Below are 20,878 nucleotides of genomic sequence, written 5' to 3' on the forward strand. Positions count from 1 at the left end.
CAGCCCTCATCTAAATTTTTAAACAGAAGGAGTAACTTGAATGGTCGGGTATGGAAAAACAGTGAGAGATATTCGCACTTCTAAAGGAATACATCAAAAAGATTTATACGATAATATCATTTCCAAATCCTTCGCTATCGAATTTGAAAAAGGAAAGCACGACATCACACTAACGTTATTTGAAAAAATTTTAAAACGGATGAATATGGACTTGGATGAGTTCTTTTATATCCACAGAGAATTGTCGGTATCAGCTGAGAATAATTATTTATGCATGAATCAAGAGCGAGGAAATATATACGACCTTGCGAGTTTGGAACTATTATATAGCGAGCTTTCTAAACATAATGGCGAATTAGTTGAGGTATGGAAAGCATTTGTTCGTTCGCAAATTAAATTAGTCAAACATCTTTTTAAATATCATGAATTTACAGTAGACGTCATTACACCTAAAGATAAATGCACCATTCAAAAGTATTTGTTCTCGATTGACACGTGGACACTTGAAGAACTCAAGATTTGCGCTAACTCCATCTATTTTTTTGAAGAAGATTTACAAATTCAATTTTTAAATCAGGTTATTAAGGCGATTCATCCTTATAAAAACTACGACCGGGCCAGACGTGTTTTATGTACACTTTTAATTAATACGATTGAAATGTTTATTTCGCGCGGTCAACTATCCTCTGCTAGTAAACTCATCATCCTGCTAGACTCTTTATGCCTTTATAACGAAAGCGCCTTTTACCGAAATATCTCCCATTTTTTAAAAGGCTTAATCAAAATGCAAAACAATCATATCCAAGAAGGTTACAATCAAGCAAAAAAAGCCATTCAAATTATGAATGACCTTCGTTTTGAAGAAATTGCTTATTTATATGAAATTTTATTAGATCAGTTTATCAGGTTAAAAGGTATAGATATTGTTAAGAGCTAGCTTTCTAGCAACCACGATTCATTCATACTTTTGTCTTTCCCAAAATGCTTCCCGTGAACATCAATGACTGAGTGCCATTCTTTACATAATTTATGTGGAATATTTTCGGTTATCGGCATAAATTCTTCCCGCATTTGCTCGTACGTCTTATATTCACCAAAGCCCAATCTAGTAAATAGTCGTCTGGCATATAAATCAGCAATAAAAACATTACGTTCAAAAATATACAGCAACATTGCATCGGCCGTTTCTTCCCCAACGCCTTTAATACCTAGTAGTTCTTTGCGCAAATCTTCTGTTGAATAAGACTTAAATTTATCCAAACTAGCACCGTGACCAACAAACCACTCGATAAGCGCTTTAATATAAAGACTTTTTTGTTTATAAAAACCTGCTGGATAGATTAACTCTTCAAGTTGCACCGTATCCATCTTGGTTAGACTATCTAAATCTAAATAAGGTGCGAGATTGGCTAAAGCTTGGTTGGCATTTTTCTCTGTCGTACGCTGAATTAATATCATCGAAAGCCAGTCAGCAAGACGATTGTCATCTTCCCACCAATCTTGATAACCATAAAGCTCAACTAAATTATTTAAAACCTGCACTTTTTGCTTATTTATATTCAACCGTTATCACCTCTCACTAAAACTAGCCTATTAATTCTTTCACTGTAGCATAATATTTTGCTAATATCTATTATCGCTAATCTTTCAAATTGAACAAAAAAAGAGAAAGCATTCACATGTTTTCTCTTTAAGTAATCTGTTTTAATAACGTACCTGTTCCATCATCCAATAACCCGGAATCCGTCCTTATTCCCTATCATATCGGGCATTAATTCAAACAATTTCTTACTATTATCAGGTTTATTTCGAACAATTACTTGCATAAAATAATCATGCGCCATCAATGTATAACCATGTTCTTTTGATGTAATTGCGTACCCTTCCACATCATTTTCAGAAATAAACAGCCATCTCCACTGATACTTTTCACGGACAGCTTCTCCATACAGAGACCCTAAAATATAACCAAGTTCCTCCGCCAAATCGAAGTCCGGTGAGGTATCTTTTAAATATTTGGCAATTTTTTCGATTCGCTCTTCTGGAGTTCCGTCAGTTTCGAGCATCACTTCGCCCTCTTCTTTTAAACGGATAATTTCTGCTTCTTCCGCTTTTGTTAGTTCTCGCGCAATAATCGACATTAGAAACACCCTTTCCTAACCCATTATAACTCAAAAGTTCAATCTTTCGCATCCGATATGTTCGTCATGTATAATGAAAGAAGTACAGCAATTTTTTATATTTAGGGGGCTATTTTTTTCATGGAACACAATAAAGAAAAACTTACAAAACCGACATCAGACAAAAACTATTTTTGGCCGATAATGATCATTTCATTTGTTGCGGTTGTAGTGATTTTACTACTCTTCTTCTCACCGATTGGGTATCAAGGAGCAGTACATTTCGACATTACTATCTTCCCGCGAATGAACGCCATCTTTAATAGTTTTACCTTTGTATTTTTAGTTATTGCACTTTGGGCGATTATAAAAAAGAAAAACATTAAAATGCACCGTGGCTTCATTTTAGCAGCATTTACATCAACTTTATTCTTCTTAGTAACTTACTTAACGTTCCATTATCTCTCAGCAGAAACTTCTACGTTTGGCGGAACTGGGATTATCCGTCCAATCTACTTTTTCATTTTAATTACACATAGTTTCTTAGCGGCAATCGTTGTTCCACTAGCACTATTTGCACTTGTGTGGGGCTGGACAATGCAAATTGAGAAACACAAAAAAATCGTTCGTTGGACTATGCCAATTTGGCTATATGTCAGCTTAACTGGCGTACTCGTTTACTTATTTATGGCACCGTATTATTAAATAAAAAAGCATCAAATGAGCTCTTAAAAACAGCCCATTCGATGCTTATTTTTTTACGGAAAAACTTTTTGTAATTACATTCTCTTCAACGACGACTCCGTGAAGTTCTCCGCCAAAAACGGCGCCACCATCAATATCAAGCCGGGTTCTATCTTCAGAGACCCATATTCTTGCACTTCCATCGCTATGTAAATTTTGCACCGGAGTATGTCCAAAAATAAAGACTTTCCCAGTTTTATTTTTCCCGAATAAAAATGGTTCGCGAATCCAGAAGAAATCGCGCTCCTCGGTATCATGCCAGTTTGGTTTAGAAAAATCTACTCCCGCATGGACAAATACATATTTACCTTCTTCATAATAAAGTGGCAAATGGCGGATGAAATCAATGAGTTCAGAAGCTTCTTCCTGTACGCGTTTAGCTAATCCTTCTGGCGTCATTTTTTTATCTAACGAGTCAGCGATTAGAGATTGGATTGTTTCCATCCCACCTTGGCTCAAATAATAATGCATTTTTTCAGAAGGGTTATCTAAAAAATCGAGCAACATTTGCTCATGATTGCCTTTTAAGACTATCACTTCGGTTTCGTCTGCGAGCTCTTTCACACGCCTAAGTACCGCCGCTGGATTTTCACCGCGATCAATTAAATCACCTACAAACAAAAGCCGTTCTTGCTCTTTATTCCAGTTTTCTAACAACTCATCTAAAAGCGTAATTTCCCCGTGCACATCTCCTACAGCAAAAATTGGCTTCATCGTTATACCTCCAAACCTACGTAAAAGAAACGCCCTTTCGCTAACATGACATTAGCAAAAGGACGTCTTTTCCTTATTTGGTATTGCCTTCTACTTTTTTAATTTTCTTCTCTACTTCAGCGATTTCGTGACGTAATGCACTTAATCTTACTTCAGCAGCATTAATTGGTCCATTTTGAAGTTGCGGGTCTTCAAACTCCCGTGTTTCGCTTAACGCTTCTTGATATTGTTGTCGCAATTCAATTAATCGATCTTCTAATTCTCTTAAACTCTCATGGGCCATATGCGCCACCTCCAAATTATTCATATCATATAACGTTACTTTTCCCCTATTGCTAGAAAATTAATCCTATTTTAAACATTTTTTTATCCCGCTCCATATTGCTGTATTAGTGCCTAAAAGTATGCTATTTTAAAAGTAGGTATTTTTGCTATTATACTTAAAAATAAATTAAAAAGGAGTTTTCATTATGATGACTATTTCACAAGTAAAACAGACAGCTAAAGAGTCGCTACGTGGCAACTGGGGTATTGCCATTGGGATATTTGTTCTTGCATGGTTAATTGAAACCGTTGGCGGAGGGGTACTTGGTTGGATTCCTGTTGTTGGCTGGATTGCCCTATTTCTATTAACTGGACCACTTTATACGGGGGTTGCTTGGGTATACTTAGCAATTAGCCGCCGTGAACAACCAGATGTTGCTTATATGTTTAGTGGTTTTAAACAATTTGGACGTACGTTTTTAGCTTACTTGCTCATTTCTATTTTCACATTCTTATGGAGCTTATTACTAATCGTACCAGGAATTATTAAAACATATTCCTATTCACAAACATTCTTTATTTTACGCGATAATCCTAATATTTCAGCACTTGATGCTATTACAGAAAGCCGCCATATGATGAACGGGCATAAAGGTAGACTATTTGGTCTTTCCCTTACATTCCTACTTTGGTATTTAATTCCTTTAGCAGTAGCAATTGCAGGTACTGTAATCGTTGCTGGTGGTATGGCTACTACTTCTTATACTGCTGATCCTGCTGAAGTAATTACAGCACTTGCTGCTGGAGCTACATTTGGTGGACTGGTATTAATACTAGCTTCATGGTTACTTACACTTGGTATTTCACTTTATGTTTATCCGTATCTAATCACTTCTATCGCTGTATTCTATGATGATTTATATGCAGCAAGCGAAGGAACTTACACCCAAGAAACAGTTATTGTAGAAGAAGAAATTGATCCATTTGGTACAAGAGAAACTGATCCTTTTGTAGAAGATACTCATCCAGAGGGATTTGGACCTGAAACAAAGGTAGAACCTGAAACACCAGAAGTTCCGAAAGCACCTGAAACAAAAGTAGAACCTGAAGCTCCAGTAGCTCCTGAAACAACGGTAGAACCCGAAACACCAGAAGTTCCAGAAGCTCCTGAAACGAAAGAAGCACCAGAAACTCCTGAGACTCCAGAAGCTCCTGAGGCTCCAAAAGACAATAATGAACCAAAATAAAGTAACAGCTGGCGGACTGGAATTTCTAGTCCGCTTTGCTTTGCCAAATGATCGTTCAACAATAAATGAATTAATGGTAAATACTGCGCGCTGGCTAAAAGAATCGGGTTCGACCCAGTGGAGCGATATTTTACATGGATTTGATGTTCATAATATTGAACAACGGATTGAGCTTAGCGAAGTTGCACTTTTTGAAGCGGCTGATGGAAAACTAGCTGGAGTAATGATTATTAGGAAAACGCCGAGTGACTGGGATACGGATTTATGGGGTGATAGGCATGAACAATCAGCTTATTACTTACACCGAATAATGGTATCAAGGGATTTTAGTGGCATTTCTTTAAGTAAACAAATGATTAGTTTTGCTGAACAATTGGCACTTAACATGTCTGTTCCGTTTGTTCGGTTAGACTGCATCAAAACAAACGAAGCCCTTAATCAAATGTATCTGCGTTATGGATTTATGTTTTCTGGTGAGAAGAATGGGTTTAATTTATATCAAAAAGAGCTGTCACAAAAGTGACAGCTCTTTTAACGATACGCTTGAATTGTAAGTTCAGCAAACATTGATTTAATTGTCTTCCTAGCCATTTCGGTTTTATCTTGTGCGAGTAGCTCATATATTTGGCTGCTTTTTTTATTGGTCCATTCTCTAATTTCGACTGATTTAAAAATATTAATACCATCCGAAAAATGAACCATTTGAAAGAAAATATCCTTTGCGATCTTCACTTGATATGGATTTTCAGCAAAACTAATTAAACAAAGAATGAAACGATGATGGGCATCAAAATAACTTTCAACATCCGTTAAATAAGAAAATCGTTCCATCTCTTGTAAACGTTCGTGTAGTTTTTCTATATCCATTACTAAACTGAAGTGCCCTACTTTTGCTATTGCTGCATCAACTAAAATATCGATGGTATCCATTAATTGCACGTAACGATCTGACCCAATGAGCACATCGTTTAACACTGCTCCACTATTTTCGTGATAGCTCACAATGCCTTGAGCTGTAAGAGTAGCAATCGCTTTTCGAAGCGGGGACCGGCTAACTCCGAATTCAGCGGCAAGTTTTTCTTCAGCGAGATGCTCATTACGGACTAAATCGCCTTTTTTAATCTTTTCAAGAAGTAAATTATAGACCATTTTATCCAACGTTTTATATTTATTTACCATCAAGTCTGCCCCCTATTCGCTAGTAATTATATCATAGAAATATTTTTAGTGAATAAGCTTGCTTCGTTTTGCTTTTTCGGATAGTTTTGGTACTACTTTGTCGAGCGGTTTTTTGAGTAGCAAACCTAATGCAATGAACAAAATGGCAAATCCAGCAAGAACACTCATGTCAATCCAAACAGTTGGCATATAAAGTCCGCCTACACTTTCCCGGATTAAACTAACGGCATAAGTGAACGGCAAGAACGGATAAATCGCTTGGAAAAATGGCGGTGAGACTTGAATTGGGAAGTTCCCGCCCGCTCCTGAAATTTGTAGTACTAACAAGATGATCGCAATCCCTTTTCCGACGTTATTAAATAAAGAAACGAGTGTGTAGACAATCGTCATAAAGACCACGCTGATAAACATGCTAAAGAGCACGTGGAGTAAAGGTTCGGCGATGGAAACACCGAGCAAGAAGATGTTCCCGAGCGTAACAATAAGGGCTTGCATTAACCCGATGGATAAGAACGTTAATAATCGGCCGAAATAACGATGGTAATGGCTGAAAATCCCCGCTGGCACCTCTACATCAACACGTAGTAATGAAATAAGTAAGAGTGCCCCAACCCATAAACAAAGTGCTGTATAAAATGGCGAGCTTGCCGAGCCGTAGTTTGGAATCGGGTAGTAACTTGTTTCTTTTAAATTAACCGGGTTCGCAATAAAGGAACTATCTTTATCGGCATCATTTCTTAGCATTTTAATAATACTTTGCAAATCGTAATTTTTATCGAAATCGGTAATTTTATTGGCGGCATTATTAATTGCTTTTTCAAATTCTGGCAGTTCTTCTCTGGAAAGATTTGCTGCGATTTTAACGGCTTTTTCGAACTCCGGCATTTTTTCTTGGATAAGATTGGATGCTTGATTTATTTCTTTTTCGAGTCCTGGTAAATCATCGCGAATGAAGTTAGCTGCTTTTTTGATGTTAGCTTTTACGTTTGGATAATCATTTTGATAAAAATCAGCTGCTTCATTAATACCTGCGATAATTGTATCTAGTTTCGTATTGATAACCTTGGTTGCTTCATCCAAAGTTTTCTGGATTTCTGGCAGTCGCTCTTGAAATTCTTTTAAATACGTTTGCCCAGTTTGCAGTGTTTCTCTGGAATCTTTCAATACTTGAGTGATTTCTGGGATTTTTGCTTGCAAGTTTTGTAGTAATTTTTGGCTGTCTTTTAAGTCTCCTTGAATTTGATTTAAGCCGGTTTTGATTGCTGGAACAATTTCCGAATCATAGTTTGCTAAAATTTGATCTAATTTTGCGCTAACATTTTTGGCTTGTTCATTCAATTGATTTAAAAGTTCCTCAGCTGGTTGTTCACCATTTTCTAGTGCTGTGCGTACTTTTGTGATTGTTTCCTTTTGTGCGCCTAGTTGGCTATTAATCGTTTTTAAGTTTGCGATTAAATCGGTAAACGGCTTATTCGGTAAAGTTTCATTTAAGCTTTCTAAAGTTGCAGTTTGTTTTGTAATCATTTGTTGTAAGGAATCAATATCATTCTCCATTTTCTTCAGTTCGGAAATCGCCTGTTCAGAGTTGATAGAACCATTTTTGATTGCTTCAGTTACTTGGTAAATATTATCTGCCATTTGCTTCATTAGCGTTAAGTTTTGTTTAATAGCAGGCGCTAACGTATCAAACGACTTATTAATTTCGTCTGCAAAATCGGATACTTTATCGACATATCCACTACCATTTTGGGCGATTTTTTCAACTGTTGGAATCGCTGCTGTCGCTGTATCAATCACATCAAGCGCCTTACCAGATTCATTCACCGCGTCATTGACTGTTTTTTTGATCGTTCCGAAGTTTTCATCTACTTCTTTTACTGACTGCGCGATTTGTTTGATTTCTGGGATTTTCTTTTGGAGCACAAGAATATCTTGACCAAGTTGATCGATTTTTGGTAGCTGTTCTTCTACTAATAAAACGTTTTCTGTCGCTTTATTTAGTTCTGGGATTTTTTCATTTAGTTCGACAACCTGATTTGCTTTCGTTTTTAGTTCAGGTAATTTGGCTTCAATTTTGACGGCCTCAGCACCCATTTTTTTAAGTTCTGGTAAAGCATCTTGTACTTGGAATACTTTGGTTTTTAAACGTCTAATTGTCGGTAACTCGTTTTCAAGATCAATTCCTGCTTTATTAAACTCTTCTAAAACAGCCTTACTCACCGTGCCCACAAACTCGGAACTAATTTGATTTACAATAGTTGTTGCTCCGCTTTCTGTCATTTTCGGCGCGATAGCATTGATTTTTTCATTAACCGAGTAATCAATTGTTGGTTTTTTGACGTTATCACTTACAACCGAAACCATATCCTCTGAGAAATTTTTCGGAATATGAATCGAAGCATAATATTTTCCGCTTTTTACGCCTTTTTTCGCTTCTTCTTCACTAACAAAAGTCCAACCAAGTTTTTTATTTTTCTCAAGGGTTTTCTTAAGCTGATCCCCAACGTTCACTTGTTGAGGCTTTTTTCCCGGTACGTCTACTTCTGCGCCTTCATCATCAATTGAAACAGCTACTTTGATTCCTGATGTATTGGAATAAGGATCCCAAAGTGCTTCAATATTAAACCATGCATATAATGATGGCAAAATAATTAATGCAATAACTAATAATAAAGCTAAAGGCGCTTTAAAGAGACGGCGCCAGTCTAAAACAAATATTTCGTATACTTTCCGCATCAAAAGCACCTCCTGTATTTAAGCAAATCATTTTAGAAATACTATCTAAATGTACGGATAATATACAAATTCACTAATTTTTGCATTACCTCTTTTGCTAAGTCATATTTCTTTTCTACCATATAAAAAGTTAGTTGTTCTAATGTATCCATCGTTTCTTCTTCCAAAAGCACTGGTATTATTTTAATATCTTTTTGTGCTTTATTAAAGAAATCACGCTTCATTTTCCTTACAATATCTTCTGCATAACTATTAGCTAGTTGCGCGACAAATTGTAACAACCATTTACTCAGCAAAGATAGATAAGCATCGACATTTTCTTCTTTTTGAATGATTCTCATCTCTTTTAGTAATTCATTGCCTTGTTCTGGTTTATAAGTTAAATTTTTACTTTTACATTTTTCAATTGTTTGCACGACGAGAATTTCTGCCATTTCAAGGAGTTCGATAAAACGTCCAGCGCTCATGCTACTTTCGATAACAATTGCCCCCCGGTTCAGTTCGTATTCGATTAATTCTTCGGATACTAAAACCGCAATTGCTTTTCTGACAGGAGTTCGACTAATAGATAATTCTTTTGCAATACCCGCTTCTGAAATATGTTGACCAACATGAAGCTTTCCGCTGAGAATTTTTTCTTTGATTGTATAGTATGCTAATTTTTCGTATGTTTGTTTTTCCATGCTCATCCCTCGTTTTCTATATATTAAAAGTATTTTCTACGCCAAAAAATCACTGTTACCCCCGTTGTAATTAATAGCGTAAATAAAAGAATTAATGCAAACGCGTGCTCATTGTGCATAAATGGCAACTTAATATTCATCCCGTAAACACTCGCCACAATAGTTGGTAAAGATAAAATAATGGTAAAAGATGTTAAAAACTTCATCACGATATTCAAATTATTCGAAATGACAGAAGAAAACACATCTGACATGCCACTAATAATTTGCGTGTATGTATCTGTCATTGCTATTGCTTGTTTATTTTCAATAATAACATCTCTAAGCAAGTCATGGTTATCTTCCTGTTGCATAAAATGTTCCACATCTTCCATTTTATCGAGTATTGCTTTGTTCGATTGAAGTGCAGTTGCAAAAAATACTAAACTTTTCTGAACCGCCATAAACGCATACAGTTGTTCATTTTTCATCGACTGTTTAATCTGTATTTCTAAATTATTTGTTTGTTTGATGATTTGATTTAAGTATTTGAGGTAATAATAAGATACAGCATACAATAATTTTAACAAAAATTGTTTATGATTCGTCGTATCGTATGTTTCTAGTTTCATCGTACGAACATCTTCTAATATTAGTAAGTCGCGTAAAGAGATAGTGACTAGATACTTTCTCGTTAATACGATACCAATTGGCAGTGTTTCGTACATCGTGTAACCAAGTTCATCCTCCGATTCATACGGATAGTCGACAATCACTAAGGAGTGTCTTACATCTTGTTCTGCTCGTTTTAATTCTATTCTCGAGCGCTCCTCTGAATCAAGTGCATCTAAGATATAAGGTTTTGGCACATCCATTTCTTTACTTAATTGCTCAATTTCATCTTCTGTCGGAGCGGTTACTTTCACCCAGCAACCATCTTCTAACTCGGATAATTGCTCCATTTTTTCATTTGTTGTTTTAAAAAATTCAATCATCTGTGTATCTCCTTTCTTCTAACTTCTTTACAAAATATTTCATTTATGTTACATTATTATTAATAATAATTCATTTATGACAAAGGAGCGATGAAAATGGAATTTATGTCAATGATACTTACAGGAATTGTTTTAGCAGCAATAATCTCAGGACTTTCTTTTGTAGTTGGTAAACTTAGTGGTTTATCTTGGTTTTGGATTGCGTTTTGTGCAAACAGCGGTTTCTTTATTATTTTCATCACTGTGCAAAATTCATTTCCAGATAACGCAGCCGTAGCCCTTTCGTATTTAAATCTTGGAATTGGCGTCGTTTTAATTGCTTTAACGCTTTTCCAATCAAGCAACTGGCTTTTCAAGAAAACAATGCAACGTAAACATTAAAATAATTAATCTAATCTACCTTTCCCTTATTATCGCATCAAAAAACTGTTTAAGCTCATTTTTCGCTTAAACAGTTCTTTTTTTATTTAAAGTGTATCATAATTCCATTTGAATCGGTAACTGAAATCGTTTCGTCAAATCGTTTTACTTCATAACCTTGCTGCTCTAGATTCGTTGTTATCGCTTCTTTGTCTGGTGTGATAATTGTAAACCAAGCTAGCCCGACTTCATTCTCACGACGATTTTCCAAATTGCGTCCAGCCCACATATTTGAACCGATATGATGGTGATAATCGCCTGCTGCAAAAAATCTTGCTGATGGTATTGCTGTCGTTAAATTCATACCAAGCGCTTCTTTATAAAATTGCTCTGCCTTGTCTGCATCAGCTACCTGTAAATGTACATGCCCGATAATTGTCCCACTTGGCATTCCAGTGAAAGGTTTTCCAGTTGCGCTTTTTAATAAATCATCCACATCGACTTGCTCTGTCACCATTGGTAAGTTTCCAGCGCTATCACGCATCCAACTATTTTTCGGCCGATCTGCGTAGATTTCAATGCCGTTCCCTTCAATATCATGTAAGTAAAGCGCCTCACTATAAGCATGGTCCCCCGCTCCGTCAATCGGATAACCTGACTGAGCTAAATGCACGAGTACATTTGCTAAACTTTCTCGATTTGGTAATAAAAATGCTGTATGAAACAATCCAATCCGCGGCACTTCTGGAACAACTGCATGGTCTATTTTTTTAAGAACAAGCAACGCCTCATCCGAACCTGGCACTCCAAGCCTTACAATCCGATCATTTTCTTCTAATAAAGTTAAACCAATTACTTCTTGATAAAAACCTGCCATCTCTTTTAAATGACCTACATTTAAGACAACTTCGCCTAATCGTAATTTTTCACTAATTTCCACCATGTAAAAAACGCTCCTTTTATTGTAATACATTCATTACAACACAAGGAGCGTCCAAATACCAATAAAACGACTTACAAAAAGTAAGTTAATTATTTTTTAAGTAATTCACTATGTTTCCTACCATATGCAAAGTACACAATTAATCCGATTACAAACCAAATCCCGCAAAGAATCCAGGTGTGAACAGATAAGCGACTTATGAGAAATGCGCATAATAAAAACGAAATTATCGGTAACACAGGATAAAATGGCACTTTGAAGCCTGATTGTTGAATAGATTTATTTTTACGTAAGAAGATAATCCCGATGGACACCATCATAAATGCTAGGAGTGTTCCAATATTGACTAATTCAGCCAATCTATCAAGCGGTACAAGTCCACTAATAATCGCCACAATAACTGCAAAAATCCAGGTGTTTTTGACTGGTGTTTGATATTTTTGATTAATTTCTGCCAGTACTTTTGGTAATAAACCATCACGACCCATCGCAAAAATCAATCTTGTAGCCCCGTAGCTCATTACTAAAATAACAGTAATCATACCAACTACAGCTCCGAGTGATACGATACCAGCCACCCAATCTTGATTAATCACTTGCAAAGCATAAGCCACTGGATCAGTAACATTTAAATCCGTGTATGGTACCATTCCTGTTAAGACAGCAGAAACCGCTACATATAAAATAGTACAAATAAGTAACGACCCTATTATCCCAATCGGCATAGTTCGTTGCGGGTTTTTCACTTCTTCTGCGGCCGAGGAAACTGCATCAAAGCCTAAATAAGCAAAGAATACGAGTGCAGCACCGTTCATCACACCACTAATCCCAAACGGCATAAATGGTTGCCAATTATCTGGTTTCACATAAAACACGCCAACTACTAAGAAAAGTAAAATAACGCCTACTTTGATGGCTACCATAATTGTATTCACACGCGTTGACTCTTTTATTCCGAGTGTTAATAAGAAAGCAATCACGAGAACGATAATAATTGCAGGTAAATTAATAAATGTACCTACTTCTGGATTAAAAGGCCCAGATACTGCTTCAGGAATGGAAATATGAAAACCTGAAAGTAACGCATTTAAATAAGAAGACCAGCCACTTGCAACAGATGCCACAGCTAGCCCGTATTCTAAAATAAGTGCCCAGCCAAGCAACCAACCGATTAACTCGCCAAAAACGACATAGCCATACGTATAGGCGCTCCCTGCAACCGGAACACTGGATGCAAACTCTGAATAACACATCGCAGCAATCGCGCAAACAATCGCGGCAATGACGAAAGAAAATATAATCGCTGGTCCAGCATTTTTCGCAGCTACAGTCCCAGGTAAAATAAAAATCCCAGTTCCAACAATCGCTCCAACCCCTAGTAAAGTTAAATCAAGCGGTCCAAGCGTTTGTTTTAAATGTGTACTTCCGCTTTTATTATGCATTAAATCTTCTATCGGTTTTCTTCTAAATAATGAATTCATTTTGTCGCCTACCTTTTTACGATCTTCTAAAATAGTATACTTTTGCGCTTTAAAGGTCAATAGAATTGTGAAAAAAAATACAAAACTAATTATAACTTCCTAAAATAGCACCTATTACCCAAATATATCTGAATCATCTTTCATGATTTGCACTGTAAGCATGATTAGGCTAAAATTAGAGAGAATGGATTTGTGCGTATTCGGCACAAAGCATGCTAGAAAGAGGAATTCAATTGATTTTATTTTATTTTTTATTAATTATTAGTAAGTTCACTTTTGCCTATTTCCAGATTTTTAAAGATCCCAATTTCTTGGCGCTAGGAATGGACCTGCTGTTTATCGTATTATTACTTGGGCTAATTCATTTATTTGCTCCGGTTCGTTCTCACGTTTATTGGTATGCTGGAATGTCTTTATTTATCGGCATTCTTATGTTAGTTTGCGTACTTTATGCCCGCTTCTATAATGAAGTTCCTACGTATCATAGTTTCTCACTTATCGGAGAAGTCGGTGTCGTAAAAACAAGCGCTACTAGTTTACTTAGTGGAACTGATTGGCTTTACATCATGGATATTATTTTACTTCCATTTATCCTCTACTTTAGCATAAAAAAAGGCCATGTTTTTCCATCATTCCGCCTAACTAAACGTATTTATGGCGTATCGTTTTTAAGTACTTTACTTGTGCTTAGCGGATTTACTTATTTTATGATGCAACAAAATATCATTAGCGATTCGAAACGAGCAAAGCGGATGGGAATTTTTACATTTAATATTAGTACTGCTCTTGCTGGAACTGATCATGTTAAAGCCGCAGACATTACCGCCAAAAACGTTCGTGATATTAAAGGCGTGGATTTAAAAGAAAAACCGGATTACTTTGGAGCTGCGAAAGGGAAAAACCTGATTATCGTGCAATTAGAATCGTTTCAGCGGAACTTAACAAATATTAAAATTGATGGACAGTCAATCACTCCAACGCTAGATAGTTTACAAAACGAAACAATGTATTCCAATAAGTTTTTCCAAACAGTTTCTAAATCCAATACAGCCGACGCAGAATGGTCTGTTTATACATCCACTTTCCCAAGCGGATACTACACTAATACCCAAACTTACGGTGACCGGGTCATTCCATCTATGCCTCGACTACTTGGTAAAAATGATTATACAACGTCCACTTTCCATACAAATGACGCTAGTTTTTATAATCGAGATGAGTTTTATCCGGCAGTTGGTTTTGATAAATTTTATGATCGTAAATTCTTTGGCGATGAAGACGTAATTGGCTTCTCTCCTAGTGATGAAGTATTATACAACAAAGCGTTCCCTATCCTAGAAAAACAATATAAAAACAATCAAAAATTTTATGCGCAATTAATTAGTGTAAGTAGTCATATGCCGTTTAATATCCCCGAAGAAAAGCAAGAAATCAACTTACCGAGTGATTTAAAAGATACAGAACTTGGTAATTATTTTGAAGCGGTTCATTACGCGGATAAACAACTCGGCGCTTTCATTCAAAAATTAAAAGATAGTGGCATTTGGGAGGATTCAGTAGTCGTTTTCTACGGAGACCACCATATTATCAAAACCGATCAACTTCCAGAAGAACAGAAAAAATACGTCAATCGTTCTACTGAGCTTAAAGCAGATCCAGCAGACGATTACCGTATCCCTTTCTTCCTACATTATCCAGGAATGAAAAACCCTGGCGAAATCAAAAATGTTGGCGGTGAGATTGATATTATGCCAACTGTGATGAATTTATTAGGTATTAATACAGGCAATCAAATAATGTTTGGTACTGATATTCTCAATTCAACAAACAATTATGTTCCTGAACGATATACTATGCCTGAAGGAAGCTATTTCACTGATTCTTACATGTATCAGCCAGACGAAAGCTTTGAAACCGGAGCAGCAACGAATTATAACGGAACAAATAAAGAACTGTCAGATGAAGTGAAGAAGCGATTCGAAACAAGTCGCAAACTCTTGCAGTATTCTGATAGCTACGTAAATAATCTACCGTTACGCGACGAAGACAAATAAAAAAAGGAAGTATCCAATATCATGGATACTTCCTTTTTTTCATTTAGGTAAAGCTGCATTATGTTCGTTAAATTTTTCAATGCTTTCGAGTGCGAGTGGTTTATTCATCATTTGTAAGAATAAATCATAACCAATCGTTACCGTGTCCGCCCCACTCGCTAATGCTTGCATAATTTGGCGGCTGTTTTTAAAACTTGCCCCCATGATTTTTACATCTTCAAGACCTTGTAAATCTAGAATATAGCGCAATTCTTCTATCGTTTTTGCTGCATCTAAACCACTTACTTCCATGCGATTGTAATACGGCGCTAAATAGTCTGCCCCAGAAAGAGCCGCAATATAACCTTGCTCAGATGAAAAAATGGCCGTTGCTAAAATAATCGCATCTGGAAACTTAGCGCGAACTGTAGCAATAACTTTTATCCCGGCTTCATGGGCAGGGATTTTCAAGCCAATAACAGTCCCTTCAGCTGGCTTAATTTCTTGAATTCTCAGCACGTCTTCCCAAATTTCTTCTTCTGTTAATCCCGCTGCTTGGACAAATACTAATTTTGCTGGAATGTGAGCAATATGGGTTTTTCTGGGCTGATTTTCTTTCAGTAAAATGGTTGGGTTCGTAGTTACACCCTCAAAAAACGTAAATTGAAGCGCTTTCTTTATTTCCTCTAAATTCCCCGTATCTAAAAACATTTCCTCACTCCTTTAAAAGTTTCCTTCTCAATTTAAGTGTAGAAAAGTTCTAAGATGCAGTCAATCATTTCATGGACCCAAAGTTGTCGGCGTTTTTGTGCAACTAAAAAAGCATCTGAGTCAGCTCAAATGCTTTTTGGATTTTACTTAGTCTTTGGTTCTTTTTTCCAGTTTTTTCGTTTGAATTCAAAGCGTTCCATCCAAGGCCGACCTTTTTTCAGTGCGAAATAGCCTACAATGACGATGAATAAGGCGCCAATAATATCAACAATTATGTCTGTCATCGTATCTTCTAGAGCCGCTCGTCCAGTTAGTGGTGTACCATTTGATAGGTTGTAGCGTTGCATATTTAAGTTCATAATCCCGTCAAAAGTATATTCATACACTTCCCAGAAAGCGCCCATCGTTACAGCAAAACAAAATGCAAAGACAGCGATAAAACCAGGCTTCAGTTTCATGACTACTTTATCATTCGCGTTTAACAAGCTAACGAACGAAAAGCCAATTGCTCCGAGCATCGCCCCACTAAAAGTATGTAAAATTTTATCCCAGTGTGGCACGGTTGAATAGAATTTTTGAACGGTTCCAAGATAAATCGAGCCATACAAAAAAACAATAAACAAAATATAAACAAGTCCGGGTATTTCAAATTTGAAGCGTCGTGCGATAATGGAAGGCAATAACAAAATAAAAATTCCTAGTAAAATTTCAAATAGTAAAAAGATATAATCCCCTCGTAATGTCACATGCGGTCCAGTTGCTGGTTGCTTTATTGGTGCGTTAAAAATTTCATAGATAGTAAAAACGACTGAAATTCCCATTGATGCGAAAACAAACAGCGCTATCCATTGTGTCCAGTTAATCTTTCTCATGCACTCATCTCCAATCTATCATGCAATACCCCTTTTTTTCTAAAAAGAAACTGCTCATCTATCTTAGACTAGAGATAGACGGGCAGTCAAATGAATCACTATTTCCGGTTGGACTTAAGTAGTCTAAGTCCGTTTAAAATAACTAAAATCGTGCTTCCTTCATGTCCCACAACCCCAAACGGTAGATTGATTACTTGAAAAACGTTCGCTGTTATTAAGAGCAGAATCACAGCAATGGCAAAACAAATATTTTGCCAACTAATCCAGTGAAGTCGTTCGGATAACGTGTAGGCATACGGGATTTTTTCTAAGTCATTTTTCATTAAAACAACATCTGCTGTTTCCATTGCAATATCCGTTCCCTCGCCCATCGCAATGCCAACAGCCGCATGAGCAAGCGCTGGAGCATCATTGATCCCGTCACCAACCATTGCCACGCTTCCATAAGTCACCGATAGTTCTTTTAAAACATCTACTTTTTTCTCAGGCAAACATCCAGAAACAACCCTATCCATACCAAGTTCAGCTTGGATTGCAGCGCCAGTTTGTGCATTATCTCCAGTCACCATAATTGTTTTAATACCTTTTGCTTTTAGAGCTTGAATGGTCCGAATCGCCTCAGGTCGGCAAGTGTCTTTGAGCGCAAACATCGCAACGATTTCGCCTTCTTTAGCGACATATACAATCGTTTTCCCTTCGCTGGCAAGCCTTTCAAACGCGCCATTTGAAAACTTGACAGCATTTTCCGCCCCAACGTAACCGGCTTTACCGACTTGCCAAGTTTCGCCTTTGTAGCTAGTTTGCACTCCCCAACCTGGCACATCCGTTACTTCTATTTCTGTTAATTTATCCGTTACTTCGATATCTAATGCTTTGGTGATTGCTGCGGCTAATGGGTGCAAAGACTGCCGCTCCATTGCTGCCGCCACATTTATTACTTGCTGTTTATCGATGTGTTCTTTAAATATTTGGTCTGTTAGTTCAGGTGTTCCGTTTGTCAAAGTTCCCGTTTTATCAAATGCAATTGCTTTTACACTGCGCAAATTTTCCAAGTGTACGCCGCCTTTGAATAAAATTCCGTGACGCGCTCCATTAGAAATAGCTGCTAAAGTCGCTGGAGTCACCGAAGCAACTAGCGCACAAGGAGAAGCTACAGTAAGTAAAACCATTGCGCGATAAAAAGTTTCATTCCAAGACCAACCTAGTGCAAAATGCGGTAAAAACATCATCACTAAAACAAACAATAATACTGCTTTAACATACGCATCCTCAAATCGCTCAATAAAACGAGCGGTTTTTGAAGGTTCACTTTGGGCGGTTTCTACTAAACGAATAATCTTGCTAAAAATCGTATTATCAAAAGTTTGCGTTACTTTAATGGTGATAGCACTGCTGACATTAACTGTCCCACCAAATACTTCAGCATCAACAGTTTTCTCAACTGGAACCGATTCACCATTGATTGCTGCTTCATTCAAAGTTGTTGAACCACGAACAATCACACCATCAATTGGAACACTTTCCCCAGGTCGAACGAGTACTTTATCATCTAATTGCAAATCTTTTGCAGCTACTTCTTCAACATCACCATTTGGAAGAAAACGAAAAGCTCGTTCCGGTTGAAAAGCCATTAATTTCGTGATTTCGCGCTTACTTTTATTCGTCGTATACGTTTCTAATGCCCCACTAACTGAGAAAATAAAAATAAGTATGGCGCCTTCAAACCAATAACCAATAATCGAGGCCCCTGTAGCCGCTAATATCATCAAAAGCTCTACATTAAGTTTTTTCGTTTTAATAGTCGCCGCTATCCCTTCCTTAGCTTGTTCAAACCCGCCAATAACAAAGGCACTCAAGAAAATCACCGCTGTCCAAAAATCACCGACATCATTCCCGATTAAACAACCGACAATAATTAAAACCCCACTAATACCAGTCGTAACAAACTGCCAATTCCGCTCCATCCAGTCTTTCATAATGCTCATCCTCTCCAAATGATAATGATTCCCATTACCCTAAAAAACACAAAAATCTGCTTTCGCAACTGCGAAAAACAGACTAAACAATAATTATTATAATTAAATTTTAAAGGAAACATCCTTAACTCACTTGTTATTATAGCACTTTTTAAAAATCATATCAAACTAATTGATAAAATTCATTTCTAATTGAGAATGAATTTCACTATCATTATTACACATAAAAAAACACTTGAGCAAAAAGCCCAAGTGTCTGTTTACATTAAGGTAATTGGTTTCCAGCCGCACGGTAAATTTCGTACCATTCTTCGCGACTAAGTGTTACGTTAGAAGCTTTTGCAATATCAGCGATTCTTCCTGGGTTCATTGTACCAACCACTGTTTGGAAGCTTGCTGGGTGACGCTGTATCCACGCAACCGCAATTGCCGAATTAGTCACGCCTTTGTATGCAGCAATTTTATCGATTGTTTTGTTTAATTCAGGGAATTTATCGTTATCTAAGAAAACTCCTTCAAAGAAACCATATTGGAACGGAGACCAAGCTTGGATAGTCATATTATGTAAGCGACTATATTCCAAAATCCCGCCATCACGATCCAGTGAAGGATCAATCGTCATATTTACGTTAAAACCAGTATCAATCATTCCTGTATGCATAATACTAAATTGCAGTTGATTAGCAATTAATTCTTGGTCTACGTATTTTTTTAGTAATTCGATTTGACCTGGGTTTTGATTACTTACGCCGAAATGACGAACTTTCCCGCTTTTTTCAAGCTCTGTGAACGCCGCTGCTACCTCTTCTGGTTCAAAAAGTGTATCCGGACGATGAAGTAATAGTGTATCTAAATAATCTGTTTTCAGGCGTTTCAAGCTACCTTCCACAGAAGAAATAATGTGCTCTTTTGAAAAATCAAAGAATCCTTGACGAATTCCGCATTTTGATTGAAGAATCATTTTTTCACGAACTGTTGCATTCATATCAATTGCATCAGCAAAGACTTCCTCTGATTTACCGCCGCCATAAATATCAGCATGATCAAAAAAATCAATACCGTTTTCGAGTGCTGTGTTAATTACTTTGTTCGCCTCTTCTTTACTAAGATCCGCCATTCTCATACATCCTAGCGAAATTTCTGAAGCGGTTAAATCGCTATTACCAATTGTTATTCGTTTCAAAATCAAGCACCTCTTTCTAAAAGTATATCCTTATTTTAACACTTTGTTGAAATCGTTACCAAGCTTAACCTTCTGAATAAAAACTAATTCCCTTATCCGTATCCTCTACAACGATTCCAGCTGGTTGATTAATCAAAAGAATGCAGTAATAAAAATCACCGACGCAACCTGATGTATGTAGGGCAAAAATTAAATATAGAACAGCTTCATTTACTCCAAGAAAGCGCAGAAAAATGAACAATCCCGTAAGAACGATAAATGGCGCAATCGAAATAATAAAGAATTGCGCTCTCGAATAAAATGCTCCGGGGCTTCCAGCATAAGCCATCCCATTTTTAAAACCAAATTTCACTTTTGATTCTGGGCGAAAAGCTTTGAAGAAAATCCCGTGTACGGCTTCGTGAATAACAATTGCTACTAAATAACCTACGCCAAGCCACATAACCCCCGCCAAACCATTTGTAATCTGGAAACCGCCTGAAAAAACAATTCCTAAAACAGTTAACACAAGCACAATAACAATCGCAGCAATATTCAAATTCATAACCAATTTTTTATTTTCTAGTAAATTAATTTCTTGAACTAATTTTCTTTCCATTTAGCACGCTCCTTTTATAAAAAACACTGGTATTTTTGTTAATATTATTATACAATACTT

Annotated in this window: 21 protein-coding genes; 6 read left to right on the forward strand and 15 right to left on the reverse strand. The window is 36.8% G+C overall.

Going from position 1 to position 20,878, the window contains the following annotated elements:
* Positions 1-40: 40 nt before the first annotated feature.
* Positions 41-937: an Rgg/GadR/MutR family transcriptional regulator gene (locus OC533_RS05040; RefSeq protein ID WP_033533301.1), complete on the forward strand. Its 897-nt coding sequence runs from the start codon at positions 41-43 to the stop codon at positions 935-937.
* Here OC533_RS05040 and OC533_RS05045 read toward each other — a convergent pair.
* Positions 934-1,563 (reverse strand): endonuclease III domain-containing protein, encoded by a 630-nt coding sequence (locus OC533_RS05045; RefSeq protein WP_010990542.1) that lies wholly within the window; start codon positions 1,561-1,563, stop codon positions 934-936. The two genes, OC533_RS05040 and OC533_RS05045, sit on opposite strands and share 4 nt — an antisense overlap.
* 161 nt (positions 1,564-1,724) lie before the next feature.
* Positions 1,725-2,141 (reverse strand): hypothetical protein, encoded by a 417-nt coding sequence (locus tag OC533_RS05050; RefSeq protein WP_070753510.1) that lies wholly within the window; start codon positions 2,139-2,141, stop codon positions 1,725-1,727.
* 120 nt (positions 2,142-2,261) lie between these two features.
* Here OC533_RS05050 and OC533_RS05055 point away from each other — a divergent pair, with 120 nt between their 5' ends.
* Positions 2,262-2,825 (forward strand): DUF420 domain-containing protein, encoded by a 564-nt coding sequence (locus tag OC533_RS05055; RefSeq protein WP_003760875.1) that lies wholly within the window; start codon positions 2,262-2,264, stop codon positions 2,823-2,825.
* 45 nt (positions 2,826-2,870) lie between these two features.
* On the opposite strand, the gene OC533_RS05060 is transcribed toward OC533_RS05055, so the two are convergent.
* The gene (locus OC533_RS05060) at positions 2,871-3,578 is read right to left on the reverse strand and encodes a metallophosphoesterase family protein (RefSeq protein ID WP_003760874.1); all 708 of its coding nucleotides are present in this window, start codon (positions 3,576-3,578) and stop codon (positions 2,871-2,873) included.
* A 73-nt stretch (positions 3,579-3,651) separates the two neighbouring features.
* On the reverse strand, positions 3,652-3,861 hold the full coding sequence (locus OC533_RS05065; protein ID WP_003760873.1) for an Lmo0654 family protein: 210 nt from the start codon (positions 3,859-3,861) through the stop codon (positions 3,652-3,654).
* Between the two features lie 190 nt (positions 3,862-4,051).
* Between OC533_RS05065 and OC533_RS05070 the strand changes: the two genes are divergently transcribed.
* Positions 4,052-5,089: a DUF975 family protein gene (locus tag OC533_RS05070; RefSeq protein WP_194323543.1), complete on the forward strand. Its 1,038-nt coding sequence runs from the start codon at positions 4,052-4,054 to the stop codon at positions 5,087-5,089.
* Positions 5,076-5,612, forward strand: a complete 537-nt coding sequence (locus OC533_RS05075) for a GNAT family N-acetyltransferase (protein ID WP_194323265.1) — start codon at positions 5,076-5,078, stop codon at positions 5,610-5,612. The genes OC533_RS05070 and OC533_RS05075 overlap by 14 nt, the downstream gene beginning before the upstream one ends.
* 8 nt (positions 5,613-5,620) lie before the next feature.
* On the opposite strand, the gene OC533_RS05080 is transcribed toward OC533_RS05075, so the two are convergent.
* From OC533_RS05080 to OC533_RS05095, 4 genes are read right to left on the reverse strand one after another with little or no spacing between them, the layout of a single operon-like run.
* Complete coding sequence (locus OC533_RS05080; RefSeq protein ID WP_010990538.1) at positions 5,621-6,268, reverse strand: GntR family transcriptional regulator; 648 nt, start codon at positions 6,266-6,268, stop codon at positions 5,621-5,623.
* A 45-nt stretch (positions 6,269-6,313) separates the two neighbouring features.
* Positions 6,314-9,004, reverse strand: coding sequence for a YhgE/Pip domain-containing protein (locus OC533_RS05085; RefSeq protein WP_033533303.1), 2,691 nt, complete (start codon positions 9,002-9,004; stop codon positions 6,314-6,316).
* A gap of 41 nt (positions 9,005-9,045) precedes the next feature.
* Positions 9,046-9,687: a GntR family transcriptional regulator gene (locus OC533_RS05090; protein ID WP_003765783.1), complete on the reverse strand. Its 642-nt coding sequence runs from the start codon at positions 9,685-9,687 to the stop codon at positions 9,046-9,048.
* Between the two features lie 23 nt (positions 9,688-9,710).
* Positions 9,711-10,661 carry a magnesium transporter CorA family protein gene (locus OC533_RS05095; RefSeq protein ID WP_003760863.1) on the reverse strand — a complete coding sequence of 317 codons (951 nt, stop codon included), beginning with the start codon at positions 10,659-10,661 and terminating at the stop codon, positions 9,711-9,713.
* Positions 10,662-10,757: 96 nt separating this feature from the next.
* Between OC533_RS05095 and OC533_RS05100 the strand changes: the two genes are divergently transcribed.
* Positions 10,758-11,042: a hypothetical protein gene (locus OC533_RS05100; RefSeq protein ID WP_003765781.1), complete on the forward strand. Its 285-nt coding sequence runs from the start codon at positions 10,758-10,760 to the stop codon at positions 11,040-11,042.
* Between the two features lie 82 nt (positions 11,043-11,124).
* Here OC533_RS05100 and OC533_RS05105 read toward each other — a convergent pair whose 3' ends face one another.
* Both OC533_RS05105 and OC533_RS05110 read right to left on the reverse strand, forming a co-directional pair.
* Positions 11,125-11,964 carry a VOC family protein gene (locus OC533_RS05105; RefSeq protein WP_262265234.1) on the reverse strand — a complete coding sequence of 280 codons (840 nt, stop codon included), beginning with the start codon at positions 11,962-11,964 and terminating at the stop codon, positions 11,125-11,127.
* 89 nt (positions 11,965-12,053) lie between these two features.
* Positions 12,054-13,445 (reverse strand): amino acid permease, encoded by a 1,392-nt coding sequence (locus OC533_RS05110; RefSeq protein ID WP_070753516.1) that lies wholly within the window; start codon positions 13,443-13,445, stop codon positions 12,054-12,056.
* A gap of 233 nt (positions 13,446-13,678) precedes the next feature.
* Here OC533_RS05110 and OC533_RS05115 point away from each other — a divergent pair, with 233 nt between their 5' ends.
* Positions 13,679-15,499 carry an LTA synthase family protein gene (locus OC533_RS05115; protein ID WP_010990534.1) on the forward strand — a complete coding sequence of 607 codons (1,821 nt, stop codon included), beginning with the start codon at positions 13,679-13,681 and terminating at the stop codon, positions 15,497-15,499.
* 39 nt (positions 15,500-15,538) lie between these two features.
* Here OC533_RS05115 and OC533_RS05120 read toward each other — a convergent pair whose 3' ends face one another.
* The 5 genes from OC533_RS05120 to OC533_RS05140 form a co-directional block, all read right to left on the reverse strand.
* A complete protein-coding gene (locus tag OC533_RS05120; protein ID WP_194323263.1) occupies positions 15,539-16,189 on the reverse strand; it encodes a transaldolase family protein in 651 nt (216 codons plus the stop codon).
* 143 nt (positions 16,190-16,332) lie between these two features.
* Positions 16,333-17,061: a hypothetical protein gene (locus OC533_RS05125; protein WP_003770816.1), complete on the reverse strand. Its 729-nt coding sequence runs from the start codon at positions 17,059-17,061 to the stop codon at positions 16,333-16,335.
* A 98-nt stretch (positions 17,062-17,159) separates the two neighbouring features.
* Positions 17,160-19,037, reverse strand: coding sequence for a heavy metal translocating P-type ATPase (locus OC533_RS05130; RefSeq protein ID WP_194323262.1), 1,878 nt, complete (start codon positions 19,035-19,037; stop codon positions 17,160-17,162).
* A gap of 265 nt (positions 19,038-19,302) precedes the next feature.
* On the reverse strand, positions 19,303-20,220 hold the full coding sequence (locus tag OC533_RS05135; protein ID WP_185484820.1) for an aldo/keto reductase family oxidoreductase: 918 nt from the start codon (positions 20,218-20,220) through the stop codon (positions 19,303-19,305).
* A gap of 64 nt (positions 20,221-20,284) precedes the next feature.
* Positions 20,285-20,818: a DUF3267 domain-containing protein gene (locus tag OC533_RS05140; RefSeq protein WP_185561098.1), complete on the reverse strand. Its 534-nt coding sequence runs from the start codon at positions 20,816-20,818 to the stop codon at positions 20,285-20,287.
* Positions 20,819-20,878: the final 60 nt, after the last annotated feature.

This window comes from Listeria sp. Marseille-Q6474, assembly GCF_946902005.1.
Classification (GTDB): domain Bacteria; phylum Bacillota; class Bacilli; order Lactobacillales; family Listeriaceae; genus Listeria; species Listeria innocua.